Origin of the sequence: Vibrio sp. 2304, assembly GCF_033339475.1 — a bacterium.
In the GTDB taxonomy this organism is placed as follows: domain Bacteria; phylum Pseudomonadota; class Gammaproteobacteria; order Enterobacterales; family Vibrionaceae; genus Vibrio; species Vibrio alginolyticus.
Map to the genome: position 1 here is coordinate 587004 of NZ_JAWOUQ010000001.1, position 21306 is coordinate 608309.

The following is a 21306-nucleotide window of genomic DNA, read 5'->3' on the forward strand; positions in this document are numbered from 1 at the left end:
TATAAATTAACGAGTATAAAAGTTACGCGAACTCAGATGTTTAGGTAGTGTTACTCTTTATACACACGTAATCCTTTATCCGTTAATTCTTGAGTGACCACTTCGGATAGGTTTCGATCGGTAATAATTCCGTCCAATTGCTCGATGTCTAATGCATGAAAGCTCGCTATCTGACCGTATTTAGTTGAGTCTGAGATCAGATAATTGGTTTGTGCCGCCTTGATGATTGCTTTTTTAACGAGAACTTTATTTTCATTAGGTGTTGATAAGCCTTTCAAGCTCCAAGATGAAGTCGAAATAAAGGCGATATCAATATTTAGCCCATTCAAGAACTCTGCGACTTTTCCTCCAATGGTGGATTGGTTCTCGCGGTCAATTTTTCCCCCAGTGTGGTAAAGCTCACATTCACTGTGCGTCATAAGGAAAGCAGCAATAGAGAAGTCATTGGTGATCACTAAAAGATCATTACGATTTGCTATTTGATGGGCGATTTCTAGAGAGGTTGTTCCCGCATCCAAGTAAATCGTAGCGTCTTGACCAATTAACGTAGCCGCCAGCTTACCAATTTGAATTTTTTCATCCGCTTGTTGCTCGACCTTCGCATCATGGGAAAGTTCGGAATGTAGAGCTTGAGCGAGTTGCACTCCACCAGAAACAGAAACGACTTTACCTGAGGATTCAAGCTTCACGATATCACGACGAATGGTCATATGTGATACGCCAAGGTGGTCGGTTAAATCTGAAATGCTTAACACTTCTTGATGTGATAACAGGGATAATATGGTTCTTTGACGTTCTGCTGGGATCATAGTTTCACTTCTATATTCTTGTTTTTCAGTATCCTACCAATCTTTTCATTTGTTGTGAATATCTGTGAATTATGTTCTCAACGTTGTAAGAACAGCCTTCGCTTGTGTTAACTGCTCGGAATATCTCTGCCTATAAAGAGGTATATATCACGACATTGTTAATTTGTGTGAAAAAATGTGATTTAAAGCGAGGTCTTAGTATTAATCTTCACATATAATCACACCAACCAAACAAGAATTAACAAAGTTTAATAGACCAGAAGGCATTGTTTTTATGAGTGAAGTTCAATCTGTAGGTGTTATCGGTTTAGGCTCTATGGGAATGGGCGCCGCAAAGTCATGTGTGCGTGCAGGCCTAGATGTCTATGGTTTCGATTTAAATTCTCAAGCGCTTGAAGAGTTAGGTTCATTCGGTGCAAAAGCTGTTTCTACAAATGCAGTTGAGTTTGCAGATAAGCTTGATTCGGTTCTAGTTCTTGTTGTGAACGCAGCTCAAGTTAACACGGTCTTGTTCAAAACCGGTCTTGCTACAGCGCTTAAGCCGAATACGCCAGTAATGGTTTCAGCAACCATCTCAGCAGAAGACGCAAAACAAATTGAAGCGAAATTGGCAGAACACAATCTTGTGATGCTTGATGCACCGGTATCTGGTGGTGCTGCAAAAGCAGAATTAGGTGAGATGACTATTATGGCGTCGGGAGCGCAAAGCACATTTGATGCACTTGAACCAGTACTCAACGCAACGGCAGCTAAAGTCTACAACATCGGTGAAGCGATTGGCCTAGGCGCAACTGTGAAGGTTATCCACCAATTGCTAGCAGGTGTTCATATCGCAGCTGGTGCTGAAGCAATGGCATTAGCGGCACGTGCAAACATTCCTCTTGACCTGATGTACGACGTGGTGACGAATGCAGCGGGTAACTCTTGGATGTTTGAGAACCGCATGAAGCATGTAGTTGATGGTGACTACTCCCCTAAATCTATGGTCGACATCTTTGTGAAAGATCTAAACCTCGTATCGGACACAGCAAAAGATCTCAAATTTCCACTTCCTCTATCAAGCACAGCACTAAACATGTTTTTGAGTGCAAGCAATGCTGGTTTTGGCCAGGAAGACGACAGTGCCGTTATCAAGATTTTTGATGGTATTGAGCTTCCAGGTGTAGAAAACAAACAGAAGTAAGCGCACGTAAAACGGAGAAAAAATGATGTTATTAGGCGTTATCGCAGACGACTTTACTGGCGCAACAGACATCGCAGGTTTTCTTGTAGAAAACGGCATGCGCACAGTTCAGCTTAACGGTATTCCAAAAGAAGAGATTGATGTAAATGCAGATGCGGTCGTGATCAGTCTTAAATCTCGCTCCTGTCCTGTAGATGAGGCAATCGAGGATTCAGTAGCTGCGCTTAAGTGGCTGCAAGCAAATGGCTGTCAGCAGTTTTACTTCAAGTACTGCTCAACGTTTGACAGCACAGCAGAAGGTAACATTGGTCCTGTAACGGATGCACTGCTTGCAGAGCTAGGTGAAGCGTTCACCATTGTATGCCCATCATTACCAGTGAATGGTCGCACAGTTTACAACGGCCATCTATTTGTATTCCAAGACTTGCTAAGCGACTCAGGTATGCGTAATCACCCTGTGACACCAATGACTGATTCAAGCCTAGTTCGTATGATGGATGCTCAATCTCAAGGCAAATCTGGCCTGGTAAACTTCCAAATAATTGAACAAGGTCCAAAAGCGGTAATTGAGCGCTTTGAAGAGCTAAAAGTACAAGGTAACCGCTATGCAGTGGTTGATGCATTCAATGCAGAGCATCTTGTCACACTTGGCCAAGCGGCGAAGTCTCTAAAACTGGTAACTGGTGGTTCTGGTTTGGCTGCGGGTATTGCTAAGAACTGGATAGAGAACCTTGAAGATCAAAGTGATGCGAAGCAAGAGGGGAACCCTAAAAAGGCACCAACCGTTGTGTTATCTGGATCTTGTTCTGTCATGACCAACCAACAGGTCGCTGTTTACAAAGAAAAAGCGCCACACTTTGCTATTGATGTGAAGGCGTGTCTGACGGAAGAAGATTACTTAAATCAAGTGTTTGATTGGGTCATGACCAACATCGAAAGCGAGTTCGCACCACTGGTTTACGCAACCGCAGATGCAGCGGCGTTAAAAGCGATTCAACAAGAGTTTGGCGCGCATGCTTCAAGTCACGCGGTTGAACAATTCTTTAGCCAACTTGCAATCAAACTTCAGCAGCACGGTGTGAAAAATTTCATCGTTGCGGGTGGGGAAACCTCAGGGGTTGTAACCCAAAGCCTAGCCGTAAAAGGTTTTCATATCGGTCCTCAAATCGCACCAGGTGTACCTTGGGTGAAGTCACTTGAAGGCGAGCTTTCTTTGGCTCTGAAATCGGGCAACTTCGGCGATGAACACTTCTTTGCCAAAGCACAGTCGTTTTTTGAATAGGTGAGGTTGTGATGAATAAAGAATTGATGACAGAACAACAACTGCGAGAGCAAATGGTCACTATGGCGCGCTCTATGTTTGAACGTGGCTATGCGACTGGCGGCGCTGGCAACCTTTCTCTAAAACTGCCTAATGGACACTTTCTGGCAACGCCAACTGGTTCTTCGTTCGGCCGCTTGATTGCTGAAGAGCTTTCGGTTGTAGATATTGATGGCAACCATATCTCTGGTGAAAAGCCATCAAAAGAAGTGGCTTTTCATCTGGCGATTTATCGAAATAACTCAAAGTGTAATGCGATTGTGCATCTGCATTCTACTTACTTGACGGCGCTTTCTTGTCTTGAAGGTCTAGATCGCGAGAATGCCATCAAAGCTTTTACACCTTACTTTGTAATGCGCATTGGCGAACTGCCAGTGATTCCGTACCTGCGCCCGGGCGACCCTCAGATTGCTGAAGAACTTGCGCAACGGGCTAGTGACTACCGAGCTTTCCTCCTGGCGAACCATGGTCCAGTGATCACGGGTACGGACTTTGAAGATGCAGTAGATAACGCAGAAGAGCTAGAAGAGACAGCGAAGCTAGCGTTCATTCTTAAAGACAGCAACATCCGCTATTTAACGGATACTGAGATTCAAGACCTAAAAGGGAGAGGTAAGTAATGGCTAAATTCGCGGCAAATCTGACAATGTTATTCACAGAAGTTCCTTTTCTAGATCGTTTCGAAAAAGCACACCAAGCGGGCTTCAAAGCGGTGGAATACCTTTTCCCATACGCATTCGAAGCGCAAGAACTAGCAAGCAAGATACAGCAGTTTGGTTTTGAGCAAGCGTTATTCAACATGCCTCCAGGTGATTGGGATGCAGGTGAACGAGGTTTTGCAGCTATTCCGGGGCGTGAGGATGAATTTAAAACGAGTGTCGAGACTGCGCTGATGTACGCCAAGGCACTGAACTGTAAAAAGGTTCACGCTATGTCTGGCATTGTTGATTCACGCTTCACTCGTGATCAGCATATTGAAACCTTTATCTCAAACATTCGTTATGCAGCGGATAAGTTTGCCGAACATGGTGTTGAGCTGATGATTGAGCCACTCAACAATCGCGATGTACCGAACTACTTTGTTGCACATCAACGTGAAGCGGTGGAACTCATCAAACAAGTGGCTCGTCCAAACGTGAAATTGCAGCTCGATCTCTATCACGCACAAATTATGGACGGTGATCTGAGTACGTTGATTCGCGATGTGGCGCCATACACAGGCCATATTCAAATTGCTTCTGTGCCTGAAAGGCACGAACCATCGGAAGGCGAACTGAATTACCCACACCTATTCAATGTTTTGGATGACTCTGGTTACCAAGGCTGGATCGGTTGTGAATACAACCCAAGGCATAGCACGCAGCTGGGCCTTAGTTGGGTTAAACCATACCTATAACAATTTTAATTTCTATCCATAAATAACTTGAAACCAATTACAAAAACAAAGGGTCGTGACTATGAATATTATCATAACTGGAGGGGCGGGTTTTCTCGGAACCCTACTTGCCAAATCACTACTAAAAGAAAACAAAGCTGAAAGTATTACTATTGTCGACATTCAAAAGTCGCGCTTAGAGGGCATTGATGACCGAGTCGTTTCTTTAGTCATGGATATGACAAAGCGAGAAAATATAGACCAAGTTATTACTGCCGAAACGACACACATTTTTCATTTAGCGGCAATTGTATCGAGCCATGCTGAGCAAGATTTTGATTTAGGCGTAGCTGTAAATCTGACGACCACACAGTTATTGCTTGAGCGTTGCCGTAAAGTAAACCCTAATATTCGTTTTACGTTTGCTTCATCTTTAGCTGTATTTGGTGGTGATCTTCCGGAAACGATTACACCAATAACAGCACTTCATCCTCAGTCATCCTACGGGACGCAAAAAGCTATAGGTGAGTTATTGGTGAACGACTATGCCCGTAAAGGCTTTGTTAAAGCTGTATCCGTACGTTTACCGACTATTTGTATTCGCCCTGGGAAACCAAACCTTGCCGCTAGCTCTTTCGTAAGCGGAATTATTCGTGAGCCTTTGAATGCTCAAGAATCAAATTGTCCTGTAGACCCTACGCTAAAACTTTGGATATCGAGCCCGTCTAGAGTGGTGGACAATATTCAATATGCAGGGCTAATGCCTTATGAGCAGTTAAATAATCTGTCCTATAGAACGCTTAATTTACCTGGTATTCAAACTACACCAGCTGAGATGATTCAAACAATGGACACTCTAATGGGTAAACAACTTTCTAATTATATTACCTATGAGCATGATGCGGGTATTGATCGTATTGTGAGTAGTTGGCCACAAAAAATTGATTGTACTAAAGAACTGGAGCTTGGATTTAAAGCAGACAGTAATTTCAAGGATGTATTACAACAATTTATTTCTGTTAACAATATGGAGATTGTCTAATGTTACCAACCTCAGTAATTGGACTAATAGTAGCCGTATCAGTCCTTGTTTTTCTTGTATTACGTACAAAAGTACATGTGTTAATTGCGATGTTAATTGCGGCATGTATCGCAGGTATTATTGGTGGGTTAAGTGTTGACGACACGATTGCGACCGTTAGCAAAGGATTTGGTGGAACATTAGGCGGTATAGGGATTGTTATCGGTCTCGGCGTTATGATGGGGGCTATTTTAGAGGCTTCTGGAGCAGGAGAAAGTATTGCCTATAATTTTATAAAGTGGTTAGGAAAAAAGAAAGAAGAGGCCGCTCTTGCTGTAACTGGCTATATTGTTAGCATCCCAATCTTTGTGGATAGCGCGCTTATCATTCTTTATCCAATTGCGAAGTCTTTGTCAAAAACGTCCAATCGCTCGATTTTAACGCTTACGGTTGCTCTGGCGGGCGGCTTGGTCGTAGCGCATCACGCTATTCCGCCGACTCCAGGACCTTTGGGCGTTGCTGGTATCTTTGGTGTCGATCTTGCCAGCATGTTAGGTTTTGGTTTGATGATCGCAGCGCCTTGTGTCATGGGTATTGTTTGGTATGCAAGATGGTTAGAAAAGCAGTTTCCTGAATTCATTCCAACCGAACATTTCTCGAAGTCTAGTGAGCAACTGATTAATGATCACAAAGAGTACATTGCAAGTAAAGAAGCGAAAGACCTACCATCTTTAAGTAAATCTATCGCTCCAATTATTATCCCTATTTTACTTATACTTGCGAAATCAGTGATGGGTTTATTAGAGGGGACTTTCGGTTTCGAAGGGCTGACTGCAACAACATTTGGTCAATTTATCGCTTTTATCGGCAGCCCTACTATTGCACTATCAATAGCGACGTTATTAGCGGTTTACACATTGGGTAATAACCTTACCAAAGAAGAAGCGAATGAAAAGATGGAACAAGGAATCTCCACTTGTGGCATCATTTTGTTAGTAACAGGAGCTGGTGGCGCGTTAGGTGCCGTATTGCGTGAAACGGGTGCGGGCGCAGAGATTGCTAACCAAGTTGCGGGGCTTCCTATTTCTGCGGTTATGATTCCATTTATTATTGCGACGTTAGTTCGTATTATTCAGGGCTCTGGTACAGTCTCCATGATAACCGCTGCTTCTATATCTGCCCCAGTTTTAGTAAATATTCCTGACGTTAACCTTTTATTCGCAGCGACGGCAGCTACGATGGGATCTCTATTTGCTGGCTACTTTAATGACTCGCTATTCCATATTGTTAATCGACTAATGGGGGTGACTGAGGTTAAGAAACAACTCATTATTTGGACTATTCCAACAACAATTGCTTGGGCTATTGGTGGTTCATTAGTCATGATTCTTAACTTATTCTTCGGATCTCATGGTTCAATCTTTGATCCCGTGTTACCACTTGCTGTACTTTTGGGGTGTGTTGCATTTACAAAATCTTACAGCGCTAAGCACGTCGAATTACAAGAGGTATAAAGGTTTACTTGTACTCTTCCATAAAGTAAAAACCTATCACAACATGTATTTTTATCAGATGGTTTAGAGATTGTTAATAATATGAACGGCCCTATGTTTGGGCCGTTTTAGTTCTTATAAATAAACTATTTAAATTGAACCGATATAGGTTCCGTTTTCAACTTAATCAATATGAAATGGAATTGTTATTTCCCGCTTAGTAAGCGATTACCTATAAAGGTTCTATTCGAGTTTAACTCTAGTGATTTTACTCTAGCGAAGTAGGGTTACTTTATATAAGAGTCCAGTACTTTTAATACGACTTCCATATCTTTTTCACGTTGAGTTTTGTCTTCCTCAAGTACGACGTGTTCAAGTAAGTGACCTTTAATTACTTCTCGCATCAAACCATTTACTGCTCCCCGAATAGCGGCAATCTGCTGCAACACATCTTGGCATTCATGCTCTTCTTCCAGCATTTTTTTAAGTCCATTCACCTGACCCTGTATTTTACTGACTCGAGTGTTGAGCTTCTTTTGATCTCTGGTTGTATGCGACATGTCTTATCTTCTTTAAGTTACGGGCCGAGTTATTCTAACTGATAATGTAGCACTCAATTTATACTGGGGGGTAGTATTTAATACTAGGGGGGAGTATAGTTTGCGATAAATTAGAATCAACAACAGAGAACAACAATGGATTTTGTCGCGTTACTACAACAAGGTAATGGGTGGTTCTTTATTCCCAGTGCCATTTTTCTTGGCGCCTTGCATGGTTTAGAACCTGGGCACTCTAAAACGATGATGGCGGCGTTCATTGTCGCGGTGAAAGGAACGGTCAAACAAGCCGTGATGCTGGGTTTAGCTGCCACACTTTCTCACACTATAATTGTATGGTTAATCGCTGTTGGCGGGATGTATATTAGCCAGAAATTCACCGCTGAAGCGGCTGAACCATGGATGCAACTTATCTCTGGAGTCATTATCGTGACAACCGGCGTATGGATGTTTTGGCGGACATGGAGCGATGAGCGAGCTTGGAACAAAGCTCAGGATCATGCTCGCGACTGGACGACGCAAGTTGTGGATACAGGACATGGGCATGTTTCGCTTTCGATTACACAGGAAGGGGACCATCACCGTTTCCAGTTGCGAACACTCAGCGGTAAACCTTTAACTGCTGAAGGTATCAAGGTTTCGGTATCGAGTGATGGTTATCAACCTGCTGATATTTATCACTTTATAGAGCGTGATGGATACTTGGAATCGGCGTCTTGCATTGAAGTCTCTAATGGACTTTCTGTCACTTTGATCATCGGGCACCATGATCATACCCATGACTTTGATGTACATTTTCGTCCTGGTTCTCATTTAGAAAGCGAAGATAAGGAATATCAAGATGCTCACGAACGCGCTCACGCTTTAGACATTCAAAAACGCTTTGAGAATCGAGACGTGACGAATGGGCAAATTCTGCTGTTTGGATTAACGGGCGGTTTGATTCCATGCCCTGCTGCGGTAACGGTTTTGCTTATCTGTTTGCAGCTTAAGGCAATGACTCTTGGTGCGACATTAGTTGTGTCATTCAGTATTGGCTTAGCCTTGACTCTGGTTGCTGTTGGCGTTGTGGCAGCAGTGGGCGTGCAAAAAGCGACATCTAAATGGAGCGGTTTGAATGATGTTGCACGTCGAGCTCCTTACTTATCGGGCGTCTTGATCAGTGCAGTTGGTTTGTACATGGGTATGCATGGATACATATCGCTGACAAGTTAAACTCTGTGGTAAAGATTCTTTTCCTTTCTTTTTGCATGGGTAATAGCTTCATGCCTTGGTTTGCCTATTTTGCTGCCGATTCTTGATTGAGAATCACTCGATCTGACATCGCTGCCATATCTACAAACCAAGTCATTCTCGCTTCACCAAACATCTTGTATTACAACCGCTGCGATTGTGGCTCTAATATCTGAACCTGAGATACTAAATGATAAAACGGGAGCACTGACCACAGTGCTCCCGACGGTCAAAACGCTAATTAGAAGTCTTTTCTTTAATGTTCGATACCAATTTGGTCGCATAGTTAACTTTAACTATGCAAACGTTTCCTTTTGCGTACTCGTCCCTTCGCCAAACCTCGTAGAAATGTGACGTTTTGAAGACTTTTTTTCCTTCTGTCTAAAGTAATCGGGAACCAAGCAGATACATAGTTATAAAGTTATGTCTTGCTCTGCCAAACAGACCCAAAATGCAGTTTGGTTGGTTTTGGAGAAGAAAGGCTTAGCGCTCGATTAATGAGCATCAATTGAATTGTATTGAGACAATTATAATGAAAAGAATCATCTTATTAGCAGTCTGCGCCATGTTTGGTATTGCTGTCGTGGCGAGTATGGCATCAACGTACCTAATTTCGAGTCAGAAAATCGATGACATCATCTTAAACAAATCCCAAGTTCAAGCTGAGTTTCTAGCGGGAAATGCGAGTTATATCTTGGAGAACTCAGCCAATCCAATGCAAGATTTACAATCGCTTGTTGAGGGGCTGAAACAACGTTCAGACGTGAGTTATGCCGTTGTAATTGACCGTAACGTAACGGCAGTAGCCCACAGTGATAAGCACAAGCTGAACAAAACCTATAACGATGAATATACTGTTGAAGGCGCGACGAGAGGTGTTCAACAGTACTCAAAGTGGTATGCCGATGTCCAGAAAGTATGGGTGTTTGACATCATGGCACCAATTTATGTGGATGGTCAGTTATACGGTACTTTTGATATCGGTATTCCTATTACTGAAGTGAGCCAAGCGACGAATGGAATTATTACTTACCAGTTGATCTCTATGGTGGCGATCTTCGTTATGTGTGTTTTGATTCTGTCACTTCTGCTAAATAAACTGATGAGACCGCTTTCTGCGCTTAAAGACGCTCTACAAGACATCTCAAAAGGAGACGGAGACTTAACCGTTCGTTTGCCAGCGAAAGGTAATGACGAAGTCGCGCAAATTTCTTCTGCTTTCAACGTTTTTGTTGGGAAAGTACATGAGATTATTACACAAGTTGTAAATACTGGTGTGGAGCTTAATAGTTCAGCTGTCGCTTTGCGTGGGCAATCTCAACAAGCGCTCACAAGAGGGCAAGAGCAGAACGAGCAAACCATGCTGGTTGTCACATCCATGAACGAAATGATTGCGACGGTCAATGAAATTGCCTCCAATGCTGCCGGAGCGGCAAATGCTGCGAGTGCAGCAAGTAATGAAGCGCAAGATGGCTACACGACGCTAGAAAGAACCAAAACGGCGATGACTAATCTTGAAAACGAGATGAACAGCACTTCCAACATTATCGTGAGTCTTGCTGAAAATACTCAGTCGATTGGTAGTATTCTAGAGGTGATTAGAGGTATTTCGGAGCAAACCAATCTATTGGCTCTCAATGCGGCTATCGAAGCGGCACGCGCTGGTGATGCCGGCCGAGGTTTTGCAGTAGTCGCTGATGAAGTTCGCAACCTAGCGACTAAAACGGCTCATTCTACCGATGAAATTGACAATATGATTCACCAGCTACAAACTGAAGCTCAAAGTGCGGTGAATTCAATGAGTAATAGTAAGACTCTTATTGAAGAAGGAACGGCAGAAACTGAGTTAGCTCGACAGGCTTTAGAAGCAATAGCTGCACAAGTGACGACTATTTCAGATATCAATACTCAAGTAGCAACCGCAACAGAACAGCAATCAACGGTAGCAAACGAAATTAATATGAACATGGATACCGTCAGCCACTCAGTGAAAAGTGCGCTAACGGCGAGTGAGCAACTAGAAGAATCAAGTCAACAACTCGCGGAGCTATCGCGAACACTCGATCGTCACGTAGGAGCGTTTAGAATCTAAACGCCAACTGACCCTCTTTAATAAAAAGCCAGTAAATGTTAATTGCTGGCTTTTTTATTTGAAAAAATCGAGTCTCAAATCGCTTAGCGGTGTCTGTCCTTTCTAGACGATAAAACAAAATATGATAAATTAGTTGAGTAAAGCTTAGCTAAGCGTTAAGTTTCGCATTTTGCTTTAAATGTTCAACAAACATAGATATTTTCTTAGCTACATGTTTTCTAGACGAGTAAAAGGCGTAAAGCACTAAATCCTCAGGTTCGTACTCTAGAGTGACGATTTCTAGCTCACCATTTTTGATCTCATTTTGGCATGACTCAATTGGCAATATTGCGTACCCAAGCCCTGATAACGCGCCATATCTGGCGAGATGACCGCTGTTTACTTTGAATGAAGATTGCACAGTTTGAGTAATATGGCCCCCAGCAGGGCTTCTGAATACCCATGGTGCACCATTTACTGCGGTAAGCGTCGTGATGCAGGGAACATGACTTAGATCCGTAATTTTGTGAGGGGTGGCGTATTTCTCAATTAGTTGAGGCGCGGCTAAAATGGCACTGGGCCAGCGTTTTATCTCTCTCGCCACCCAGTTACTGTCTGACAAAGTCCCTCTATGAAAACTCAAAATGACATCAAAGCTGTCAATAACATCATCTTTAGGGTTTAGCGTTGTATCGCAAGACAAAGAGATTGACGGGTATTGCGTGCAAAAGGTGACAACCGCTTTGGCGAGTACAGGTGTGTCTGGCATAAGAATTCGCAGTTCCCCTGTTACCGTGTGTGAGTGGCGCGTTACCGTTTCTAGTGCGGCGTTGAGTTGCTCCAATAACGGACGAGTGCTGCTATAGAGCTCTTCTCCAGCCTCGGTAGGCGTCATTCGCCTTGTTGTTCTATTGAACAACCTAATGTTTAACTTTTCTTCAAGCAGGGCAATGTGTCGGCTGATATTTGATGTTGGTATATTCAAACACTCAGCGGCTCGCTTAAAGCTGTTGTTCTCATAAACACAGTGAAAACTTTTTAACCAGATTTGGTCAACGTTATCAAACATTTCATTATCCCACTTTATTGGATTATCAAGCCAGCATATCGCACTTTATCCCTGTACTAAGTTACATACAATTTTATTTACAAGTTTAAGCGAACAAACAACGAGATATCGCGCTAGAACGTAATCAATAGTGGTGAATTTATGAGCTGGTTAGAACGGTTATTTGAGAATAAAAATATAATAGGTTCGCGCAAAGCGTCTATCCCTGAGGGCGTTTGGACAAAGTGTCCTGAGTGTGAACAAATACTTTATCGTGCCGCGTTAAAAGAAAATTTGGAAGTATGCCCTAAATGCTCATATCACATGAGAATGGCTGCGCGTCAAAGGTTGATCTCTTTTCTGGACCATGGAACACAACAAGAGTTGGCAAGTGAGTTGGAGCCACAAGATATTTTGGGTTTTAAAGACTTAAAGCGATATAAAGAGCGAATTGCTTTAGCACAGAAAACGACTGGAGAAAAAGATGCGTTGGTGGTGATGGAGGGCAAGTTATTGGGGCTGCCTGTTGTTGCGTGTGCATTCGAATTCTCTTTCATGGCAGGCTCGATGGGCGCAGTGGTTGGCGAGAAGTTTGTCCGAGCAGTTGAAAGCGCAATTAATACAAAATCTGGGTTAGTATGTTTTTCCGCTTGCGGAGGGGCGCGCATGCAAGAGTCTTTGGTGGCACTCATGCAAATGTCAAAAACCAGCGCCGCGTTAAACCACTTATCTGAGCACAGATTACCCTATATCTCAGTATTGACGGACCAAACTTATGGCGGCGTCTCGGCGAGTTTAGCCATGTTAGGAGACATCAATATTGGTGAACCTAAAGCAAGTATTGGCTTTGCGGGAAGACGGGTCATTGAGCAAACGGTACGTGAAAAGCTACCAGACGAGTTTCAGCGAAGTGAATTTTTACTAGCGCATGGTGCGCTAGATATGATTGTCGATAGACGTGAAATGCGCGATCGCGTTGGCCGCTTACTGGCTAAGTTAACCAACGCGAGGGTGGTCTCAGAATAGGTTGTATTAAAGTTAGACTTAGTACTTGCGTTTATTGAGCCGTAATCATTACAAACCGTTCATTTTGCCCCCATCTTGGTTCCGCATTCATTAGGCTGAGATCCAACGCCGTTTGGTATGGGTCAACAGCAAAATGGTCGCTTACTAACCCCCAGAGCATCCAGTTGATTGCGGTTTCATCCTCGGTAAGCTCTCCGAGTGGCGCTTGGAGGAAAAAGTACTCATCTTCGCCATCGTAACCGAGCCGATCATAGATAATGTTGCGTAGCTCTCGATCCAAATCATGTTGGAGGTTGATTGAGTCGTACAGTTGCTCTTCTGTTGGGCCATTCTCATGGTGATAAACATTGCGTTTTGACTCTTTTTGTAAAGTACCTGCGCCAGTTTCAATGCTTACTTTCTTTTGCGAGTGTTGCTCAAGAACTTGAATGATTTCATCCTCTAGTTGATCGAGTTTACTCAGCAAAACTTGATTGTTTATGCCACCAGCGGGGGAGGCCATCGTTTGGAAGGCTTTCACTCTCTCGTAGACTGCTTTCCCGTGAGGAAGGGCTGCGAAACACTGTTCTTGGAGCGCTTCATTGGCTTGCCAAATGCCCGAGTAGAGCTCGTAATCATGTGTATATGGTGGAAGCTCTTCAGTATCTTCCCCTAATAATTCTCGCCAGCGCTTTTGCCACTGTTCTTCTTTTGCGTGTTTTACACGCGCGTATTGCTTAACCCAGCGGTTACGAAGTTTTACCCCAAAAATGGCAAGTCCCCATGGAGCGAGCAAATAAAAATAATAGTGAGAAGAGTTATCCCAAAAGTAACCGTAAACGTAAACACCAAAAGCAAGCACCCAAGTTCCAATAGTACAAGCAATAACCCCGGACATTATTGATGATTGGCGCTTTGTTTCTCTTAATGTATTACCTTCAGCACATAACCAAAAAATGCCGCCAAAAACAAAGGCAAACGTTGTCATGAAGTAGGCAATCCCCGCTCCCAAAAATCCCCAAAGTGACATGTATTATCCCTAGCCAAATATCTGCTTTATTCACTCATCAATGACTGGAGGAGTAAATGTGTTTGATTTGGCGGAGAATTTACCATTAATGCCAACCTTTTGATATGCACTCTATGACTTATTGGGAATGAGTCACAAATAAAAATAGATGGTATTAAGCATCAAAATTTAATTTAGAACCTTTGATTGTCGTGAACTCTATCTGGAAGAGTTAAGGGGGGCGTTTAAAGGCAATTTTCCTCATAAAGTCGTTATTTAGAAAAAGGTAAATTAATGTTTTTATTGATAATTGTGAGTTTTTTTGGAGTGGGATTGCTCCCATTTAATTAGAGTAAAAGACCTATTTTTGGGAGCGGTTTCATAAATTTTATGACACTGATTTCACTGTTTGAGCTGTAAAGAATATAAACCCCCACTCAATGTATGTTAATAATCAATGAGTGTTGTTATGTCTCATATCCGTTTTTTCCCGCGCCATCGTTTGGCGCTTGCTTGTATGCTAGCGAGTGTGTCTGGCTTCTCTTTTGCACAAAATCAGTGTGCTGTTGCTGATTTACAACAATCGCGAGATCTGGCTACTGCCGTTTCTGGTGCTGAGTATGATTGCTACCACGCTTGGTTTTCAGCACCTTCAGAAACGCTGAATGATATCTATAGTGAAGCGAGCCTAAGCCGTATCCAAGTCGCGCTGGATCAAGAAATCGCTCGCTATCGTGGTGAAGCAGATCAAGCTCGTATTCTAGAGAACCTAGGCGAATTTATTCGAGCGGCCTACTACGTTCGCTACAACGCTGGTACTGGTACACCCGAGTTTTCGCAAGCGTTGAGTCAGCGTTTTGCTCAGTCGACGAACCTATTCCTAAACAACCCTCATGCTTTGGATCAAGGTCGTGAACAAGTTGGTGCAATGAAGAGCCTGACTTTGATGGTTGATAACGTTAAGCAGTTGCCGCTGACCATGGATAGCATGATGGCCGCGTTGATGCACTTTAATCGTGAAACCGCGCAGGACACGCAATGGGTTGATGGTTTAAACAACTTGTTCCGCTCTATGGCAGGCCATGCGGCGAACGATGCGTTCTACCGATACATGGCAAACAATACACACCATATTGATACGTTGGTGAAATTCGCATCTGATAATGCTTGGGCATTAGATACGGATGCAAGCTTTATCGTTTTCAATGCATTACGTGAAACTGGTCGTTTGCTCGCGAGCCCAGATCAGGAGACCAAACGCAAAGCATTGGCAGTAATGCAACAGGTGATGCAGCGTTATCCACTGGGTAGTGAGCATGACAAACTATGGCTTGCTGCCGTTGAAATGATGAGCTACTACGCACCAGAAGGCCTAAATGGTCTGAATATTGAGCAAGCCAAGCAAGATTTAGCTGCACGTGTAATGCCAAATCGTTTTGAATGTCAGGGACCTGCCATTATTCGCTCTGAAGATCTGACCGATGCTCAAGCAGCGAAAGCGTGTGAAGTGCTAGCGGCAAAAGAAGCCGACTTCCATCGAGTTGCGAATACGGGTAATCAACCTGTCGCTGATGATTTGAATGATCGTGTTGAAGTGGCGGTATTCGCGAGTAACGCTAGTTACGTTGATTACTCTTCATTCCTATTTGGTAATACAACGGACAACGGTGGTCAGTACCTAGAAGGTGACCCTTCAAAAGCGGAAAATACTGCGCGTTTCGTCGCTTATCGCTACGCGAATGGTGAAGATCTCTCTATCTTGAACCTAGAACATGAATACACGCACTATTTAGATGCACGATTTAACCAATACGGTTCGTTCAGCGATAACTTGGCTCATGGTCATATTGTTTGGTGGCTAGAAGGTTTTGCTGAATACATGCATTACAAGCAAGGTTACCAAGCTGCGATTGAGCTGATTGCAGATGGTAAACTTAGCCTTTCCACTGTGTTTGATACCACGTACTCTCACGATACCAATCGTATCTATCGTTGGGGTTATCTAGCTGTTCGATTCATGTTAGAAAATCATCCACAAGACGTCGAAAGCTTGTTGGCATTGTCGCGCTCTGGCCAGTTCGAACAATGGGCACAGCAGGTGACGTCTTTAGGTCAACAATACGATGCTGAGTTTGAACGTTGGTTGGACACATTAAAAGTGGAACCTGAGCAACCTGATACAGACCCAGAAGAGCCAACAGAGCCAACAAGCCCTGAAGCACAAGTGACTGAATTGACGGCGAACCAAAGCCTTCAGCTCAGTGGCGAAGCATACAGCGAAAAACTGTTCTACGTTGATGTTCCAGCCAACACCGTTAACTTCAATGTATCTATTGAGGGTGCGGGTGATGCGGATCTTTACATGAGCTACAACAAAGTCGCGCATTACTATGATTTCGAAATGAGTCAATATGCTGATGGCAGCAATGAAGAGATTGTGTTTGAACCAGAGCAAGATGGTTACGTTAAAGCGGGTCGTTACTACATCAGCTTAACTGGACGTGATAGCTATGACTCAGTGAATCTTGTGGCTGCGTTAGAAGTGGAAGCGCAAACACCGCCAACCCAAGTGCAAGATGATTTAGCACCTGTGGTATTAGAGTCTGGTGAAGCCAAAATGCTTACCGTTCACAAGCAGCGTTATGCAGCAGTTTATGTGCCTGAAGGTGTTGAAGAGGTTCGTGTATGGCTAACGGCTCACTCTCAAACTGGTAATGTCGATCTATACGCGAGTAGGGAGCATTGGCCTACAGTAGAGCAGCACGAGTATGCGTCCAACTATGCAGGCAGCAATGAATACCTTGCGATTCCTGTTACTGAAGCAGGGTACGTGCACTTCGCTCTTCAGGCTCCAGAGCAAGGCGATGACGTTGAAATGCTAGTGCACTTCAACTAAAAAAATTCGATTAACTAAAGTCGAGATAAAACGTCGCTGATACAGCGACGTTTTTGTTTATATCGGACACGATTATAAACAAACAGCGGCGAATGCTAGTTAATCGGCTGATCTATCGAGTTATCAGTTGCCCTTTTTCTAAACGACTTTAAGTTTGTATTGCAATTTACCGAGTACATAAACTTTTTTAGCGACGCGTTCTGTGACCTAGCTTCTGATTTGTGCTTCCCAAATGGATACAATATATATGCACCCCGTGCAATAAAGTGAAAAGGGAAAGACATGAAAACGCTTATTTATGAAACGTTGATTAGCCTTGCTAACCAAGAACCAGAACAACATGCAAGAATCCGACAAAATCTCTATGAACAGTTGGATCTGCCGTTCGATAAGCAGCTGGCTTTGTATTCTTGTGCCCTTGGTCCTGCAAGTTCAGGCAAGTTGGAGAGCAGTCAAGGCATTAACAACGCGGTAGATTGCGCGGTTAAACTGCTTGAAACTCCTGAGCGCTAATTCACTCGTTGTTTTAATCACGGCCCGAACCCCAAGGGCCGTTTTTAATTGCGGTTAAATTGATTTCAACGTCGTTATTACTCTGCTCTTTCCGCTAGCACTTCTTTGAATGCAAACATGCCGTTTAATGCCGCGGGAAAACCTGCGTAGACGGACATCTGCAAAATGATCTCTTTAATCTCATCCTCGCTACAGCCTACATTCAGCGCTGCATTTAAGTGCACTTTTAGTTGCGGCGCGCAATTCCCCATTGCCGTTAGCGCGGCGACGGTTGCGATTTCTCTCGATTTTAGGTCTAAGCCCGGGCGAGCATAAATATCGCCAAACGGATACTCAATGGTGTACTGAGCTAAATCTGGACAAATATCTTGTAAGGTTTCGATGACATTATGACCAGCGTCGCCATCAATTTGAGAGAGTAGTTCTAATCCTTTGTTAAAGCGTGATTGTTCCATCGGTATGTTCCTAGTGAATAAACGTAAACACACCTTAATCGTTAGAGTTAACTCTAAGTCAACGAACTTTTCCGCTTTTATACAAGGCAATTTTTTCTTCTAGAGCCGATAAGTGCTTTTTCTGTTGCTCAATGTGGCGTTTGAGGTTTTCTTGGTGTTGTTCTAACAGGGCTTGACGTTGTGGTACAGATTGAGAGCCGACTTCCCTTAATTTGGCATACTCTAGAATCTCTTCAAGTGGCATTGCAGTTTCTTTTAAACGCTTAACAAAGCTTATCCAGTTTAGATCTTTCGAACTATACATTCGATGTCCACTCGCGTTTCTATGGACATGTTTAAGTAAACCGATTTTTTCATAGTATCGAAGAGTATGAGCAGATAGCCCGACGAGGTCAGAAAATTCTTTGATATTCATTATTATCCTCCAAGGTAGAGCATACCCCATAGAGATAAGCTAAGTTTCGCATTTTGAAGTCATTTCGGGACAGATACAAACAGAAATCTTTAGTCTTTTAACGCTAGGTATGGTGATTTACTGGATTTTTGAAACGCGCCAAACGTGATCCATCTGCCAGTTTCGTTTTATTAACAATTGATTACTCAACGGGTTGGCTTGGCTATTTTTATCCTTTGGGCCTATTTTAGGGCGTACGTAGGTCTTATATTTTATCTTTTTCAATTGAAATTTTTGTTAAATAAAACAATGGCTTAGTGTTTTTTTTGGGGCTGTTTGGGGTGTATGTTGTGTGCCCGTTATTCACTCAGAACGATTTATCGCTGTGCAATGGATGAGTCGCTACGCCTTCGATTTCAGCCTTGAGTTAGTGCTAAAAGGGTGAGTGCCTCTGATGAATAGCTTTTATAATTTCGATTATTGAATTCACTCACAAAAAATGCAAACAAGTAATCGTGAGTGGAAACGAGCAGGAGAACAACATGAGTGGCTCACAGGAAACACAATCATTCGGTGCAAACGTTATCTTACATGCGTTTGATTGGAAGTATGCTGACATTGCCCAACGAGCAAAAGAAATCCGCGAGCTTGGTTATGGCTCTGTGTTGGTTTCGCCACCAATGAAAAGCGCACACGATGAGCGCTGGTGGCAGCGTTATCAACCACAAGATTATCGTGTTATCGATAATGCCTTGGGTGATACCAAAGATTTTATTCATATGGTTCGTGAACTGGAGCAAGTTGGTGTGTGGGTTTATGCCGACGTAGTGTTTAACCATATGGCAAATGAGGCCCACCTTCGCAGAGACCTTCAGTACCCAAGACAAGAGGTCTTGGAGGAATACCAGAACAACAAGCAGAAATATCAGTCGCTAGCGTTGTTTGGCGATCTATCTCAACCACTTTTTGATGAAGAGGACTTTGTTGAAGCATTCGGCATTAAAGACTGGAAAGATAAGTGGCAGGTTCAAAATGGACGTATCACAGGTGGGCCAACCGACCCTGGCTTGCCAACTCTTCGTGTTTGTGACCATGTCGTTGAACAGCAGCGAGCGTACCTAACGGCGCTGAAAGCTATTGGTGTGAAAGGTTTTCGTATTGACGCTGCGAAACACATGACGTTAGAGCATCTTAAGCGTGTTTGGACAGACGACATCACGCGGGATGTGCATATATTTGGTGAAATTATTACCGATGGCGGTGCGACGGAAGAAGAGTATCAGCTGTTTCTTGAGCCGTATCTACAGGAAACTCGCCTAGGTGCGTACGATTTCCCTTTGTTCTCAACCATGTTTAAGGCGTTTGCTAAAAAGGGCAGCTTCAAGTCTCTGATTGATCCCTATTGTTTTGGTCAGGCTCTGTCCCCCGGTCGTGCGATTACATTTGCTATCACACATGATATTCCTAACAATGATGTCTTTCTTGATCTCATCATGGACGAGGAAAACGAATGGTTAGCTTATGCCTATATTCTAGGCCGAGATGGTGGTGTGCCGTTGATTTATACCGACTTAAACACCAGCGGTATTAAAGGTAAAAATGGTCAGCCAAGATGGCAAGGTGCATGGAGCGATCCGAGAATGGCAAAAATGATCCAGTTCCATAATATGACGCATGGCGAGCCGATGAGTGTTCTTGAAGGTAACGATGACATGCTCGTACTTAAGCGAGGTGACAAAGGTATTGTGGTGCTTAATAAATCACAGCGTCAACAGTCTTTGACATTAAAAATCGATGGTAATTGGGTTGATTTGATGACAGAACAAATCATTCCAACTGACGGTAAGTTAATCGTACCATCTAAGTCGTCAATGTTACTCGTCGCGAACTAGAAGATGTACACACCGAGGTTAGCAACTTCGGTGTGTATGTTTTTCATCGTCATTCACGTTCTGCTGAAGTTCAATAGAAACTCAAACTCTCTCGTTTTTGCTAGAAATTTATGAGCACTCGTTAACGCAACATTCTGCTTTTAAAAAACCAATTACGTCATCTAAGCACTGATACTCTGCAACACAAAAAAGGGTTCTACCCTCGCGGCGCTGGGTGAGAAGACCAGCTGAAGCAAGGCTCGAGATATGATGAGAGAGAGTGGATGCTGGAATGCCAAGCTTTTCTTGTACGCCGCCTACCGCGATACCTTTGTATCCCGCTTTGACGACTTCTTTGTAAATACTTAAACGAGTCGGATGCCCTAACTCTTTTAGTGCTTTAGCAACGGCTTCAAGCTCCATACTGACCTCTAAAGAATGACCACAGTAATTTTGTTTCGATAATAGGGAAAGTCTCGGTAAATGCCAACTATTACGATCTCAGAACAATTTAAATCAGATGAGATTCATGCTGGCTAATGCCTTCATGACAACAATTGTCTGTTCTAATGAGACAGATCAATCTTCATTATTATTTCACGCCACGTTCAAAATCCCTCGTCTACACTCAATGTTGAGTTGTCAGTTGGCAGACCAAGGAGGCGGCCATGATTGCGGTTCATAGAGATTATTGTTTGTCTAACAGTTCGGAGTTACATGCCCACGTTAAAGTCAATCCTGTCGGTAAATTAGAAGTTGAGATTGTTGAACTTCAAGAGCGCCACACCACAGAATTTGATGATTTGTCTTTTGAGAGTCGTGGGTGTGAAACTCGAATCTGTGGTAAAGAAGACACAACTCCGTGGCAGTTCAATCTTGCAGTTACTGATGCGTTAGAGCTTTCTCATTTAGTGGAAGAAGCAAACGAAGAGTATGAGATTTTAATGAATGATCTTATGTAATATCGAGAAGATCATTTTATCCTGCACGGCGTGTGGCTCTGTACTGAAAAAATAAAAACCTCCCAAGCGGGAGGTTTTTAATATGGAGTG

20 protein-coding genes are annotated in these 21306 nt (G+C 43.2%); 13 read left to right on the forward strand and 7 right to left on the reverse strand.

The features are described 5' to 3' along the window. Nucleotides 1–50: 50 nt before the first annotated feature. Complete coding sequence (locus R7P64_RS02735) at nucleotides 51–809, reverse strand: DeoR/GlpR family DNA-binding transcription regulator (protein WP_005375354.1); 759 nt, start codon at nucleotides 807–809, stop codon at nucleotides 51–53. 274 nt (nucleotides 810–1083) lie between these two features. Here R7P64_RS02735 and ltnD point away from each other — a divergent pair, with 274 nt between their 5' ends. The 6 genes from ltnD (at nucleotide 1084) to R7P64_RS02765 (ending at nucleotide 7223) form a co-directional block, all read left to right on the forward strand. After that, nucleotides 1084–1992, forward strand: coding sequence for an L-threonate dehydrogenase (ltnD, locus tag R7P64_RS02740; protein WP_213872607.1), 909 nt, complete (start codon nucleotides 1084–1086; stop codon nucleotides 1990–1992). A 25-nt stretch (nucleotides 1993–2017) separates the two neighbouring features. Beyond that, the gene (otnK, locus tag R7P64_RS02745; RefSeq protein ID WP_318118462.1) at nucleotides 2018–3274 is read left to right on the forward strand and encodes a 3-oxo-tetronate kinase; all 1257 of its coding nucleotides are present in this window, start codon (nucleotides 2018–2020) and stop codon (nucleotides 3272–3274) included. 11 nt (nucleotides 3275–3285) lie between these two features. Further along, the gene (locus R7P64_RS02750) at nucleotides 3286–3933 is read left to right on the forward strand and encodes an aldolase (protein ID WP_005385078.1); all 648 of its coding nucleotides are present in this window, start codon (nucleotides 3286–3288) and stop codon (nucleotides 3931–3933) included. Beyond that, a complete protein-coding gene (gene otnI, locus R7P64_RS02755; RefSeq protein WP_005375365.1) occupies nucleotides 3933–4709 on the forward strand; it encodes a 2-oxo-tetronate isomerase in 777 nt (258 codons plus the stop codon). Before R7P64_RS02750 ends, otnI begins: the two co-directional genes overlap by 1 nt. A 61-nt stretch (nucleotides 4710–4770) precedes the next feature. Further along, on the forward strand, nucleotides 4771–5730 hold the full coding sequence (denD, locus tag R7P64_RS02760; protein WP_017635260.1) for a D-erythronate dehydrogenase: 960 nt from the start codon (nucleotides 4771–4773) through the stop codon (nucleotides 5728–5730). Then, nucleotides 5730–7223 (forward strand): GntP family permease, encoded by a 1494-nt coding sequence (locus R7P64_RS02765; protein WP_005375369.1) that lies wholly within the window; start codon nucleotides 5730–5732, stop codon nucleotides 7221–7223. The genes denD and R7P64_RS02765 overlap by 1 nt, the downstream gene beginning before the upstream one ends. A 266-nt stretch (nucleotides 7224–7489) precedes the next feature. Here the strand turns inward: R7P64_RS02765 and rcnR are convergent, their stop codons facing one another. Continuing rightward, nucleotides 7490–7762, reverse strand: coding sequence for a Ni(II)/Co(II)-binding transcriptional repressor RcnR (rcnR, locus tag R7P64_RS02770; RefSeq protein ID WP_005375370.1), 273 nt, complete (start codon nucleotides 7760–7762; stop codon nucleotides 7490–7492). Nucleotides 7763–7897: 135 nt separating this feature from the next. Between rcnR and R7P64_RS02775 the strand changes: the two genes are divergently transcribed. Continuing rightward, nucleotides 7898–8974 carry a nickel/cobalt efflux protein RcnA gene (locus tag R7P64_RS02775; protein ID WP_318123147.1) on the forward strand — a complete coding sequence of 359 codons (1077 nt, stop codon included), beginning with the start codon at nucleotides 7898–7900 and terminating at the stop codon, nucleotides 8972–8974. Between the two features lie 550 nt (nucleotides 8975–9524). Beyond that, nucleotides 9525–11084, forward strand: a complete 1560-nt coding sequence (locus R7P64_RS02780; RefSeq protein WP_017635256.1) for a methyl-accepting chemotaxis protein — start codon at nucleotides 9525–9527, stop codon at nucleotides 11082–11084. 148 nt (nucleotides 11085–11232) lie between these two features. On the opposite strand, the gene R7P64_RS02785 is transcribed toward R7P64_RS02780, so the two are convergent. After that, nucleotides 11233–12132 carry a LysR family transcriptional regulator gene (locus R7P64_RS02785; protein ID WP_262657104.1) on the reverse strand — a complete coding sequence of 300 codons (900 nt, stop codon included), beginning with the start codon at nucleotides 12130–12132 and terminating at the stop codon, nucleotides 11233–11235. Between the two features lie 141 nt (nucleotides 12133–12273). Here R7P64_RS02785 and accD point away from each other — a divergent pair, with 141 nt between their 5' ends. After that, a complete protein-coding gene (gene accD / locus R7P64_RS02790) occupies nucleotides 12274–13137 on the forward strand; it encodes an acetyl-CoA carboxylase, carboxyltransferase subunit beta (protein ID WP_017821534.1) in 864 nt (287 codons plus the stop codon). Nucleotides 13138–13168: 31 nt separating this feature from the next. Here the strand turns inward: accD and R7P64_RS02795 are convergent, their stop codons facing one another. Then, the gene (locus R7P64_RS02795) at nucleotides 13169–14146 is read right to left on the reverse strand and encodes a hypothetical protein (RefSeq protein WP_262657103.1); all 978 of its coding nucleotides are present in this window, start codon (nucleotides 14144–14146) and stop codon (nucleotides 13169–13171) included. Between the two features lie 448 nt (nucleotides 14147–14594). Between R7P64_RS02795 and R7P64_RS02800 the strand changes: the two genes are divergently transcribed. Both R7P64_RS02800 and R7P64_RS02805 read left to right on the forward strand, forming a co-directional pair. Then, on the forward strand, nucleotides 14595–17021 hold the full coding sequence (locus R7P64_RS02800; RefSeq protein WP_213969313.1) for a M9 family metallopeptidase: 2427 nt from the start codon (nucleotides 14595–14597) through the stop codon (nucleotides 17019–17021). Between the two features lie 282 nt (nucleotides 17022–17303). Continuing rightward, nucleotides 17304–17534, forward strand: coding sequence for a PAS factor family protein (locus tag R7P64_RS02805; protein WP_005375384.1), 231 nt, complete (start codon nucleotides 17304–17306; stop codon nucleotides 17532–17534). 77 nt (nucleotides 17535–17611) lie between these two features. On the opposite strand, the gene R7P64_RS02810 is transcribed toward R7P64_RS02805, so the two are convergent. Together R7P64_RS02810 and R7P64_RS02815 are read right to left on the reverse strand one after the other, a co-directional pair. Then, nucleotides 17612–17989 (reverse strand): carboxymuconolactone decarboxylase family protein, encoded by a 378-nt coding sequence (locus R7P64_RS02810; protein ID WP_005375385.1) that lies wholly within the window; start codon nucleotides 17987–17989, stop codon nucleotides 17612–17614. Nucleotides 17990–18047: 58 nt separating this feature from the next. Continuing rightward, nucleotides 18048–18404, reverse strand: a complete 357-nt coding sequence (locus tag R7P64_RS02815; RefSeq protein WP_005375386.1) for a MerR family transcriptional regulator — start codon at nucleotides 18402–18404, stop codon at nucleotides 18048–18050. Nucleotides 18405–18925: 521 nt separating this feature from the next. Between R7P64_RS02815 and R7P64_RS02820 the strand changes: the two genes are divergently transcribed. Further along, nucleotides 18926–20275 carry an alpha-amylase family protein gene (locus R7P64_RS02820; protein ID WP_237305764.1) on the forward strand — a complete coding sequence of 450 codons (1350 nt, stop codon included), beginning with the start codon at nucleotides 18926–18928 and terminating at the stop codon, nucleotides 20273–20275. A 108-nt stretch (nucleotides 20276–20383) separates the two neighbouring features. On the opposite strand, the gene R7P64_RS02825 is transcribed toward R7P64_RS02820, so the two are convergent. Further along, a complete protein-coding gene (locus R7P64_RS02825; protein ID WP_005375388.1) occupies nucleotides 20384–20677 on the reverse strand; it encodes an ArsR/SmtB family transcription factor in 294 nt (97 codons plus the stop codon). A 245-nt stretch (nucleotides 20678–20922) separates the two neighbouring features. On the opposite strand from R7P64_RS02825, the gene R7P64_RS02830 reads away from it, so the two are divergent. Further along, nucleotides 20923–21216, forward strand: coding sequence for a hypothetical protein (locus R7P64_RS02830; RefSeq protein ID WP_005375389.1), 294 nt, complete (start codon nucleotides 20923–20925; stop codon nucleotides 21214–21216). Nucleotides 21217–21306 lie beyond the last annotated feature (90 nt).